The 11235-nt window shown below is 44.6% G+C and carries 10 protein-coding genes and 2 pseudogenes; 8 read left to right on the plus strand and 4 right to left on the minus strand.

Annotated features, from left to right (window positions below):
- Positions 1–279: 279 nt before the first annotated feature.
- Positions 280–555, minus strand: a complete 276-nt coding sequence (locus G5229_RS19935) for a transcriptional regulator (protein WP_201902237.1) — start codon at positions 553–555, stop codon at positions 280–282.
- A gap of 892 nt (positions 556–1447) precedes the next feature.
- On the opposite strand from G5229_RS19935, the gene G5229_RS19940 reads away from it, so the two are divergent.
- From G5229_RS19940 to G5229_RS19965, 6 genes and pseudogenes are all read left to right on the plus strand, one after another.
- A complete protein-coding gene (locus G5229_RS19940) occupies positions 1448–1855 on the plus strand; it encodes an H-NS family nucleoid-associated regulatory protein (protein WP_042655815.1) in 408 nt (135 codons plus the stop codon).
- A gap of 141 nt (positions 1856–1996) precedes the next feature.
- The gene (locus G5229_RS19945; RefSeq protein ID WP_266134029.1) at positions 1997–2296 is read left to right on the plus strand and encodes a hypothetical protein; all 300 of its coding nucleotides are present in this window, start codon (positions 1997–1999) and stop codon (positions 2294–2296) included.
- Between the two features lie 434 nt (positions 2297–2730).
- The gene (locus G5229_RS19950; RefSeq protein WP_128821761.1) at positions 2731–3147 is read left to right on the plus strand and encodes a hypothetical protein; all 417 of its coding nucleotides are present in this window, start codon (positions 2731–2733) and stop codon (positions 3145–3147) included.
- A gap of 89 nt (positions 3148–3236) precedes the next feature.
- The gene (locus G5229_RS19955; protein ID WP_421210187.1) at positions 3237–4502 is read left to right on the plus strand and encodes a relaxase/mobilization nuclease domain-containing protein; all 1266 of its coding nucleotides are present in this window, start codon (positions 3237–3239) and stop codon (positions 4500–4502) included.
- Positions 4503–4524: 22 nt separating this feature from the next.
- Complete coding sequence (locus G5229_RS19960; RefSeq protein WP_421210189.1) at positions 4525–5235, plus strand: hypothetical protein; 711 nt, start codon at positions 4525–4527, stop codon at positions 5233–5235.
- A 151-nt stretch (positions 5236–5386) separates the two neighbouring features.
- Positions 5387–5563, plus strand: a pseudogene (locus tag G5229_RS19965) (IS5/IS1182 family transposase); the annotation flags it as partial.
- A gap of 208 nt (positions 5564–5771) precedes the next feature.
- Here G5229_RS19965 and G5229_RS19970 read toward each other — a convergent pair.
- From G5229_RS19970 to G5229_RS19980, 3 genes and pseudogenes are all read right to left on the minus strand, one after another.
- Complete coding sequence (locus G5229_RS19970; protein WP_421210190.1) at positions 5772–6662, minus strand: MBL fold metallo-hydrolase; 891 nt, start codon at positions 6660–6662, stop codon at positions 5772–5774.
- Positions 6663–6891: 229 nt separating this feature from the next.
- Positions 6892–7107, minus strand: coding sequence for a winged helix-turn-helix transcriptional regulator (locus G5229_RS19975; protein ID WP_345774167.1), 216 nt, complete (start codon positions 7105–7107; stop codon positions 6892–6894).
- Positions 7100–8249: pseudogene (locus G5229_RS19980) on the minus strand (IS3 family transposase). The gene G5229_RS19975 and the pseudogene G5229_RS19980 overlap by 8 nt, the downstream one beginning before the upstream one ends.
- 298 nt (positions 8250–8547) lie before the next feature.
- Between G5229_RS19980 and vapB the strand changes: the two are divergent.
- A complete protein-coding gene (gene vapB, locus G5229_RS19985; protein ID WP_098968699.1) occupies positions 8548–8775 on the plus strand; it encodes a type II toxin-antitoxin system VapB family antitoxin in 228 nt (75 codons plus the stop codon).
- Positions 8776–9585: 810 nt separating this feature from the next.
- Positions 9586–10944, plus strand: coding sequence for a VapE domain-containing protein (locus G5229_RS19990; RefSeq protein ID WP_075114264.1), 1359 nt, complete (start codon positions 9586–9588; stop codon positions 10942–10944).
- The last annotated feature ends 291 nt before the right edge of the window (positions 10945–11235 follow it).

Raw genomic sequence — 11235 nt, forward strand, 5'->3', positions numbered from 1 at the left:
GGTTCCATTTCACGATACTGATAACGCGAATGCCTGCGGGCACTAATGAGCAGATCATCCCGTTGTCAGCTGACAATTGCGGTCAGTCAGCAGTCAGAGATCCATTCCACGATACCGATAATCGGATAACCAACAGGCGCTGAGGTGCAGCTCATCCCGCCGTCAGCAGCCAGGGTTTCATTTCACGATACCGATGATGTGTGCCCCTGCGATCACCGAGGTACAGATCTCTCTGTTGTCAGCTGACAATTGCTACGGTGTGCAGAGATGGATTTCTAGTTAAACGGTAAACGAGATCTGAGATCCGTTTGGCATTTCAACATTGAGCTGTAGTTTTCCCCCAGCAGCCTCGACCCAGCGTTTAAGATCCATCAGTGTAACGTCCTGTACTGATGGTGTTTGATCGCAAATCATGGGTTCGGTGCCAGCCTGGGTCAGCATTTCACGCAGTTGGGTGAGATGAATCTCCAGTCGCATTTGCTCTGCTTTTTCCCTGGCCTGAGTGACAACGTCGGGCATTTCTGTGGTCAATATTTCGTCAAGCGTGCGTGCCATGGCTACCTCAAAAGAGCACTCGATGGACTGGGTCCTGACAAAGTCATTTTGCGCTGAACGTAAGTGGCTAAGTTCCGAGCAATATGAATATGATCAGTATCACCTGTGTGGGCTGAGGTGTCTATGCACGGGCTCCAATGGAGCTTTTTTGTGTTTGCTGCGGCTATGCCGCCAGCAGCTGTACCAGTAGTTGTGGGCTATGCATAAAACCGATAATTCGCTGCTTGATGGTGTGGGTCTGCGATTGTAGAGCTACAACCGCCCCGAGCGAGGGGGCATCTTAGATAGTGATGGTATTACAACAGTGTCTCTCGGCAAGCCAGATAATACGTGCTCCACAACTCGCTAGCGGGTCGTCCATGCATCTTGATGCCGATATCTAGCAACAACAGCTCCCACTGCCGTGTATCGCGAAAAGCCATTTCACGAGCCTGTTCGATGCTATGGGCAGAATAGGCTCGGAGCAATTTGTCTGATGTCGTCGAAAACAACCTTTCAAAAAAAGCTAGATCTTTTGCAGCCATAACCTGTGAGCGCAGTGCTGTCAGATGCATAGTGTCCATTTCTGAATACCGAACAGCATCCTCAATAAATGTATCACAAACCTCATATGCAATCTCATGGGATCTCCCATGAGTACTGAGGGCAACGATTAGTAGAATGAGTTGAGTCATCACAAGATCTCTGCTGTCAGTATGAATAAACCAGTCTAGCAGTAACTAATGGAACCTGTGGGGTCTTAGCTCAAGTCAGATCGACGTTGCGCGGTTACTCATAGCTTCCCTAAGTGGCTATATAAAGATCAATTATTTTGATGATAAATATTGGCACCAAACTACAGCTAGGTGATAATGCTAGGCAATAAACAAATAACTTTTTAGGCGTGATATCCATGAACGATTTTATCAAAACACTGTTGAATATTCGTAGTCTCCGGGCTGCTCTGCGTGAACTACCATTCGAACAGTTGGTCGAGATTCAGGCCAAATTTGATGAGGTGTTTACAGAGCGTGAGGCTGCTGAGCTCCGATATCAGGAGGAAAATGCCGAGCGTCTGCGTAAGCTCGAGGAATTCAGCGAGATGCTGAAAAACGCAGGGATTGACCCCAGCGAACTGGTTGGCAGTGCAGCTCCGTCGAAAGCTGAAGGAAAGGAAAAGGCCAAGCGTGCGCCGCGTCCCGCAAAGTACAAGTATCACGAAGATGGCCAGGAAAAAACCTGGACTGGTCAGGGCCGTATGCCGAAAGCCATCGCTGAGGGCGTTGCTAGCGGAAAGTCCTTAGAGGATTATCTGATCTAATCCACAATTATAGTGGTATTGAAAGCAGCCGTAAGGCTGCTTTTTTTATTCATTCGACTATAATAAATTTTGTTTAGGGTGGCATGAGACATTTTTGTTCATGCTATCTGTCCATTACTCTACATGTATAGCGAGTGTTCTATGAAAATAATGACCACAAAAGAGGTTGAGGTTATAGCTGATATTCAGTGTGACGTATGCCATAAAAGCACAACTCCAAATATGAACCCAAATTTGTATAATCCTCAGTTTGGAGCCCTGACTGCAAAATGGGGTTATGGTTCGAAACATGATGGTACGGCATATGAGGTACATCTATGTGAGGAGTGCTTTTTTACTGTGCTGAGTCAGATAAAAAATATGCGTATAAATGATCATGCGGATTATGTTGACGATCAAGCATTTGGGAAGATTTTATCTCATAGCCTTGAGCTTATATGACATCATTGATTCGACCAGATCTAGAAAAGGTATGTCTGTCATAGGATGAGAGCATGCCTTTTTATATGACTTTAATCAGCCAATGTCATAGTTTTAATTTCACGGAAGAAAATTAAATTCACCATGTAAGTCTAGTTAATTTCATATTTTAAATATTAACTTTCGCCAATGCCATAGATAACGTTAGTCGTTAAATTAATAATTTAGCTCAAAAAATTGTTGATATTATATTTAGTGTTTGCAATACTATAATTAGAGTGAGCATTAAATATCACCGAATAATTTAGCTCACTTCTGAATGTGACTTCGTATAAATTTATTGTATATTTTTTGAAAAAACGCTAAACCAGCTATGTTTTAATGTCTATTAAATAGGTTGGTTTGAAAAATAAAACGCATAACACTACTAATAATTATTATAAAGGTGCACGCAATTGAACAGAAAACCACGGTCTGGTAGACCCAAAAAATCAGCTGATGAAAAACGCAGTTTAATGCTCCGAATCTCATTTAATGCAGCTGAGCAACGTGTTTTAACTAAGCATAGTAAAACCTATGGTATTCCCAAAAAGTCTAGCCTGATTCGGTTTTTGGCTCTCCGGGAACCAGACAGTAATATCTCACCAGATTTTTCATATGATGATCGTGTGAGATTGCTCGAGGGGGTATACAATATATCATCGAATTTAAATCAAATCATTTTGTTGATTAGACAAGCTGAGGTCGGTAGTGACGTTTATAAATTTATTACTGACAGTAGTGATAACTCTCCAGTGATGCAGGCTTTCTCATCTATAAATTCTCTGTTTATAGGAATTGAAAAAGCTCTGATTGGAGTAAAGTTGAAATGAATTTTGAAAAACACAGGTTCGGCCAAAACTTCCAGTACAGACTGTCTTATATTTACCGAGCTATACATATTGGTAGGAAACGAAAATCCATGCCATCACAGGTTTATCATCTCGGTGGTGGTGTAATTAATAGACCAAATATTACATTGAATGAAAGAGGTGAGGTCTCTGATTATGACATCGGGCCACTACTCATGGAGTTGAATATGCAGGCATCATTGTATGCAGGCACAGGAAACCAACTATGTGCACATTATTCACTATCATTGAGCCCCGATGAATCATTAACGCCATATCAATGTCTAGTTGCAGCTAGGCTGCTAATGAGTGAATTGGGATATGGTAGCGATACTCGATGGACATCTGTTATACACCGCGATACAAGGTCTCTACATGTACATGTTGTGGCATGTAGAGTAAAACTAGACAGAACCTTAGTTGATGATAGTAATGACTACGCTCGTGGAGTTGACGCTGCTCGAAAAATTGAAATGGAATTGGGATTGTCGATCTGTAAAAGCCCTGAAAAAAATTTCGGTCATGAGTATAGCATAGTAAATATTAAAAATGGCCGTGGTAGAGGGAGCTTTCATGCTATGCATGATCCCGCTTGTATTATCAGGGATGCAATGGACGTGGTTTTTAAAAAACAGCCGAACAACATGACTGAATTTGTCACTGGGTTGCGTGAGCATAATGTAATGGTCAAGCCGTGGAGAGTTGATAATCGTGAGCCACAGGGGATCTGTTACAGTATAGATGGTCAGCGATGGATATCAGGGACGAAAGTTAAAAAGTCACGGGCTACTTGGTTTAAGCTGATCGAGCAAGGTATTGAATATTCACCTAGACGAGATGATTACAGTCTGAACTTGGGTGTTTCAAATGAATTAAATGAATTAAGCGTTCTTAGAGTGATACCGTTTACTGCATTGATTCGTTGTACTAAAAAACAATATGCCAAGATTAAAAGAACAGTGCAGTCATTTGTGGATAAAAAAACATATGGTACATCGTCATTCTTTTTCCGGCTTCTAAGATTGGATTTTGTTTTGCTATCAATCGAAGAACCATCGGATAGTTTTATATCAAATGCACGAGCACTGTTGGAAGGCGTTTTGGCTACAATTTTTAGGAAAGGGCTGGAGAGCGTTCATGTAGGATCAAACGCATTGATTCCTGATGGATATGTCCAGGATATCAACTCAGAAAAAGATACTATTGATAAGCCAAACATGTTTTTCTTAGACAGAGACAAACTAAAAAATGAAATTTTTACTAACAATGAATGGATTGCTGATTGGTATGGGGATCCCATATCACACGAACAAACCAAAGAAAAAAACATAAAATAACAATAATAATGAGAGGTGTGACATGGCTAACATGAGGTTGAATGCAAATCTTAGAACAGTATCATTTAGCAAAACCGTGAGTGTACTGGAAGAGCTGGAGCTCAGTTCAGGTAAATGTGTTCGTAGGTATAGGGCTGTAAATGTTCACCTAGGTACAGTTGATATGAATTCTGATTTTTCCCTTATAAAAGAGTTAACCGAGGCTGACGCAAAAAATGCAAAGCTTTGGGTCCAGGAGCAGCAACGACTGGTCCAGTATGCTTACATGGAAAATCAGAAAAAAGGACTAATTGGCGGGTGTCCTGTTATCAAACGTAATAAGAGCGACGATGATAAGTATCGAGATCATTATGGGTATATTCCAGATTGCAGGGTTGGTGAATTTATTGGTGTAATCATCAATCAAATCCCACTGTCGTCACCCATACAATCTGTTGAGTCTAACAACTCGTTATATGAAAATATTATTGAGTTGAGAAAGAAAGGTCGTTTGTCTGACGTGTTTAAGGATATTTTTAATGCGCTAATTAAAATTCATAAAATAAATCCTTTCACAAAGAATGAATGGTTTTCTCTTTTCTTGGGGGAAAAAGATTGTTTTTACTTGATTACAGCGGCTTCTGGTTATAAACAAAGCATTTTTGAAAAAATGCTTCCACTTAATCATAGAGCAACAATATTGTCGCAGATAAATAAGGCTCTGAAAAATCGAGTTACCAGCAAAACGTGTTGATAGAGGCTGATCCTGGCTTTTACCTGCGGTAATGAAATCACGATAGATATGGGGTTATATCTAATCTTGCTAGGTATTTATTGGCATTGGTTTGTCGTGTTTTCATTTCACTGGTAAAATGTATGGCCCGTTCTCATTATATTATAGATGATCGGGTTATCAACATCGCTCGCTGGCAGAGACAGCAATGTGTCGGTTCAAGCAGTTGATGGCGGGGAAAATCAGTCTGCGGAAATACAGCGATCAGGTAGGGGAAATGATGGCGTATGAGAGCGCGATAAACAAACTGAACAGCCTTGGTCTGCCTGTCGGAAAGCCCCAAATGTAGCGACCATTTGGGGCTGGGGACGGCAGATTTGGGAAGCAACGGCCTCACCTCCTTGAAGGCGAGCACAGCAACATGTATTGCGGACACAGATTAGCCCTAACTGACAGAGACTTGCAGGGTGGGTTATTCAATAACCCACCCCTTAACCGAGCAACGATGCCTTTGCTGAACATCAAAAGCCGTTTCATGCCGCTTTATGTAATTGACATCAGAACGCCAGTGACACTCCGTCTTCCGGGATATCAACGCGGCTCTCGATACCATGCTTCTTGACGTAGGCCCGTAGTTCATCACGGGTCAAGGACATGTGATTAACTGCGTCCATGTGCACCGCAACAATTTTTGCATTCTTCGCAGCCAGTGATGCGCGAAGCACGTCTTCCTCACCCATGATGATTGCGCCTTCGTACCCAGTCATTTTTGCTTTTCCGGCATTGAGCACGATGACTTCAGGGTCATATGTCTCAATGGCCTGGTCTACCTCTTTACGCCAGATGGTGTCACCGGCCAAATAGAGGGTCTTATAGCCTTTCGCTTGAAAAATGACGCCCATGGCTTCACCAAGCAGTTTTGCGGGAACGGGATCGGCATACATTTTGTTTGTGCCATGTTGACCACCAGTCTTGGAAATTTGAACGCCACCAAATTCAGCTTCGTCAGTCAGTACGCGAACGTTCTTGAAACCCTGAGCGCGGATCAGCTGTGCATCAGCCTCATGCTGCGCAAACAGCGGAATGTTTTTAGGCAATGCTCTTTGTGCTGCATCGTCCCAGTGGTCAAGGTGGGTATGAGTAACGATGACCGCATCCACTCCTGAGATGATGTTCTCTGCCGACTCAGGTAACTCCACAAGCGGATTGCGGAGGTTGCTGCGATAGGTACCTTCAAACCCAGGGTAAGCGCCCTTTTTAGCCAGCATAGGATCGATCAAGAAGGTAGTGCCTGCGTAAGTGATTTTCACTGTCGCATTACGAACCTGTTGCATTTCAACTTTATGAGTTGAAGTGGAAGCCTGAGTGTTGCTTTCTCCTGCAAACGCCGGGGCGGTGACTGCACCAAAAGCGATAGAGAGTACCAAAGGAAGTGCGTTGAATTTCATGTGATTGGTCCTGTTGATGTTTCGAGGAGGTGATTTTTGCTCAATCTCCATGCGCTAAAAAGTGGCCTAAATGACAACTTTCGATAGGATTGGGCCATCGATGTTCAACCACTGGCTTAATTAGCACTTTACTTAGCGGCTCTTAATGCTCATCGCTTGTGTCGTCGTGAGAGATTTCGGTGGAGGGCTCAAAAAGAGCATTCAGGACTTGCAACGAATTCCATGTCCGTCACCATTGTAATGGTGACTCATTTGACGTGGCATCATCCGGCAAAGAGTACCCCCACTTACCCATTGCCTCAAGAACTCGCAGGCCCTCACCAAGCGGTGTTAGTTCATACACGACCCTTGGAGGTGTCTCAGCATACGCTGTGCGTGTGACGATGCCATGCAGCTCGAACCTTTTGAGTCGGTGCGTTTGAATCGCCCCTGGTTTTCTAGACACTTTGTTGCTGAAAAATAAACTGCCTTTCAAACTCTACCGGCGACAGCCCATCATTGGAACCATGGCGCCTGATTGGGTTGTAAAATATCTCGATATAATCAAACACATCGCTGCGGGCTTCGTCTCTTGTCGCGTAAATCCTGCGCTTGATCCGCTCCCGTTTGAGCAACTGGAAGAAGCTCTCGGCGACCGCGTTGTCGTGACAGTTGCCACGTCGGCTCATGCTGCAACTCAGGTTGTGGGTCTTCAGAAAGTCCTGCCATTCACCACCGGTAAACTGGCTGCTCTGATCCGAATGCACCATTACCGGCTGCTTGGGCTTGCGTCGCCAGACGGCCATCAATAACGCATCAACCGCCAAGTCTGCCGTCATGCGTGACTTCATCGCCCAACCGACGTCTGGCGAGAGAACAGGTCGAGCACCACCGCCAGGTACAACCACCCTTCTTGAGTGCGGATGTAGGTAATGTCAGTCACCCAGGATATGTTGGGAGCTGGCATCTTAAACTGACGTGCCAGCGTGTTTGGGGCAACCTGTGGGCTTTTGCCTCCTCCATAATGCCCCTTGCGGCGTTGATAGCCCGTTTGCGAACGCAGCCCTTCCCGCCTCATTAATTTGGCCATACGGTGCTTGCCGCAGGCTTCCCCTGCGTCACGAAGGTCGCGATGGATTTTGCGATAACCGTAGACAGCACCACTTTCCAGCCAGGATTGCTTGACCAATCCGGTCAGTCGTTCGTCCTCCTGATGGCGTGGCGATGTGGGCTGTTTCAGCCACGCGTAAAAGCCACTTCGGTGAACCCCCAGGGTCTGGCACAGGGTAACGACGCTGTAGCGGTCGAGTCGGGAGGTTATGAATGCGTACCTTTCCTTGACTCGCTGGCAAAGTACGCGGCCTCCTTTAGGATATTGAGCTCCTCGGTGACCTGGCGCAGTTCGGCTTTCAGGCGGCGTATCTCGGCTTGCAAAGCAGACTCTTCGAGCTGCTGGTCAGCAGGCTTACCGTACTGCTTGAGCCAGGCATACAGACTGTGGCCGGATACCCCGAGGGCTCGTGCAACGTCAACCACCGGCCGTCCGCGCTCGGTGATTTGTTTAACGGCTTCGATTTTGAATGTTTCTGGATAACGCTGACGGGTCATAACACCTCCAATAGTTGCCTCATTTTAAGGCTGTGAGGTGTCTAGGGAACTGGGGGCGATTCAGTAGCACTATTGGGATCAGTAATTTAGGAAAGCCGCAAATCACAGGGGACAGAAAAAGCGGCAGCTCTAGAGCGTCCGGGGTTGGATGTGGGATGGCGAACATGGTGGCTCACTGGTTACTGTTTTTATATACAGTGTAGCCGTATTGCATAACGTGTGCATCCGGTGTCAGTTGACATACCGGGCCCATTAGCTATGTTCGGTTCACATGGTATCTGGCTTCATAGGACGCGTGATGGAATCAACAGTTTTTAAGTGTGGTCGTGGCCAGGGGGTTTACCTGCCCGAGGCCGTGGCCCTGCCAGATGAGGTCACGCATGTTGAGATCGTAGTGGTTGGTCGTACTCGCATAATCACACCTGTAGGTGAGTCCTGGGATAGGTGGTTTGATGAGCCTGGTATGAGCGCCGACGTCATGGCCGAACGTGAGCAGCCAACTGCCCAGGAGCGAGAGAAACTCTGAGGTCCAGCAGTGTAACTGAGTTGCATAGCTGAGAGGGATTGTTTTTATATATATAGATAAAGCGTATCCCTCTCACCTGAAAAGGTGAATAGCTATGGCTATCATTCTCGCGTAGCGAGGATTGTTCATAGATCTGTCGGTACTCGCCCCCCAGGCAGGATAGCTCAGTAGCCATTTTTTCTAGGTTGCACCACTGGTCGTGGTGCATGTGATCCAGTTCTGTATCTACAATGCTGGCGATTGGTCTCTCCTCTGTAGTGGTTTCAGCCGCTGCAATTTTGGACAGTATGCGACATGCCGAGAACTGCTCTAGCTGTGCGGCCATAACTACTGCGACGTTCGGAAATTTATCGATAACCTGGTAGTTTAAATAGCCATGCTTCGTCACTAGGAATTAGTGTTTATATATATTTGTTGTAATTCTAGGTGCAATCATTAGGCTTAATAAATAAATTGCACAAAATGTCAATTTATTTTTTTCGTCCTATTGATCTTTGATGGAAATAGTCATATCTTCATCGGCACATAGACTGGTTGGCCTATGTAGATATAACGTAATCTACTGGTTTTGTTGAAATGTTATCTCTGAATTCCTGTGCACTATACTCATATGGTCGTTACAAGTGACATTGTACACGAAGCACAGTTTAAGCATGTCTGGTCTCATTGGAATAAACTAAAGGTAAAGCATCTTTTGATATTTCACGCGTGATTTATAACAGGCTAATTTTGGTTATAATTAAAATGAAATCCAAGTGGTAATGCATAGTATATATAAAAATCAGGCCTATAAGGCCGAGGATAATAACAATGAAGCAAAGCAATGAAAAAATATTTGGGTGTGAACTCTTGACGTACGACCAGCAAGATCAGAAAAATAATGAGCAGCAGGAAAAAAATGTAGTTTTCGCGAAAGTCATGGACAACAGCAAGCAATTGACGTTGCCGGACCTTTTGCCAAATAGCCGACCGATGAGGACTAGCCGTAATCTGCATGCTATTATTTTACACAAAAACTGGATCCCGCGTTTCAACCAGATGACGGCTGAACCAGAGGTCGCTAATTCTGATAATCAGCGCCTAGGTCTCTCTGATGCAGGTCAGCGATCTGCGCTGGTTGATGCCTGCCAGCATGCACATCTGTCAGACAGGGCAATTGATGATCATTTGACAGCGATTTGTGAACAGCATAGTTATCATCCTGTACGTAGTTGGCTGGAGGACGGGATGCCGTGGGATGGTCAATTACGAGTGGATAAGGTGATAGCCACCCTAGGTGCGGTCAACCCAGGTTATGCCGCTCAGGTAATAAATCCATGGTTGATTGGATGTGTTGCTGCATTATATGAACCCAATTGGATATCAAAATTGGTTCCGGTCCTCGCGGGTGGCCAATCATTCAAAAAATCTGCATGGATACGCCATATTGCCACTGTGGTACCTGGGTCAACACTGGATTGCTCCATCAATCCCGATGTGCCTGATGATGTGAGACGCGCAGTTTCCGCGTGGGTGGTAGAATTGGCCGAACTTGAGAGTACCACCAGGCATGAGGCTGGCAGCCTGAAAGCGTTTTTAACGAGAGATCATGACCGTTTTCGAGTGCCGTATGGGCGTAATTTCACTGTTAAGCGGCGTCAAACTAGTTTTATTGGCACGGTTAACGGCACTGGTTTCCTGAAAGATGCTACTGGGAGTTCGCGGTTTGCGGTGATCGAGTTGGCGTCACCAGCAAATATGGATGTTCTTAATGAAATTCTTGGTTGGAGTTGGGATGAGGGGCGAGTGCGTCACACCGAACCCGAGAAATTACGTCAGTTTTGGTTGGAGGTAAAGGCAAAATATGATGATGGGGGCTCTTGGTATCTGGATGAAACGACAGTCATTCAAGCTGCGTCTGTAAACGATGCTCACACTGATAAGGGGGCTTGGTACGATATTATTTGCCATAATTATCTGTCAGGGGAATATAATGATACTAAATGGGTTGTTGCGAGTGAATTGTGCAAGCTACATGGAGAGAAGGTCAATATGGCAACATCTTGTGGTAAGGCACTCAGGATGCTTGCGAGCGAGGGGAAAATAAAGAGCAAAAAAGGCCGATCTAATCAAACTCTATACTGTTTGCCAGTGATTGGAACAAATAGGATAGATAAAGTAATAAAGTAATAAAGTAATAAAGTAATAAAGTAATAAAGTAATAAAGTAATAAAGTAATAAAGTAAAAAAACACCCGCCACTGAGTCGGGTGTTTTTATCAAAAGATGCGACTAATGGTTAATGTATTATATTCTGGTTAAGTGAGCATTATGATGTTGCTAACCATCCGTAAGCCACATTATTACTGATTGAGTGATAGTTATGGTTAGGTGGTTAAGTAATTTCAATGAAAATAATATTGTGAGGTATGGATGAGTATAATTCAACGCTGTCAATATACTTATCGCTTTATAGCGAACC

Origin of the sequence: Aeromonas sp. 602396, from assembly GCF_049173735.1 — a bacterium.
Lineage (GTDB): Bacteria > Pseudomonadota > Gammaproteobacteria > Enterobacterales > Aeromonadaceae > Aeromonas > Aeromonas veronii_A.

What these genes read in the sequence shown, in the direction of transcription:
- vapB (WP_098968699.1), top strand. Translation starts at nt 8,548, where the DNA reads ATGGAATCAACAGTTTTTAAGTGTGGTCGTGGCCAGGGGGTTTACCTG.
- G5229_RS19960 (WP_421210189.1), top strand. Translation starts at nt 4,525, where the DNA reads ATGGCTAACATGAGGTTGAATGCAAATCTTAGAACAGTATCATTTAGC.
- G5229_RS19940 (WP_042655815.1), top strand. Translation starts at nt 1,448, where the DNA reads ATGAACGATTTTATCAAAACACTGTTGAATATTCGTAGTCTCCGGGCT.
- G5229_RS19970 (WP_421210190.1), bottom strand. Translation starts at nt 6,662, where the DNA reads ATGAAATTCAACGCACTTCCTTTGGTACTCTCTATCGCTTTTGGTGCA.
- G5229_RS19990 (WP_075114264.1), top strand. Translation starts at nt 9,586, where the DNA reads ATGAAGCAAAGCAATGAAAAAATATTTGGGTGTGAACTCTTGACGTAC.
- G5229_RS19945 (WP_266134029.1), top strand. Translation starts at nt 1,997, where the DNA reads ATGAAAATAATGACCACAAAAGAGGTTGAGGTTATAGCTGATATTCAG.
- G5229_RS19935 (WP_201902237.1), bottom strand. Translation starts at nt 555, where the DNA reads ATGGCACGCACGCTTGACGAAATATTGACCACAGAAATGCCCGACGTT.
- G5229_RS19955 (WP_421210187.1), top strand. Translation starts at nt 3,237, where the DNA reads ATGCCATCACAGGTTTATCATCTCGGTGGTGGTGTAATTAATAGACCA.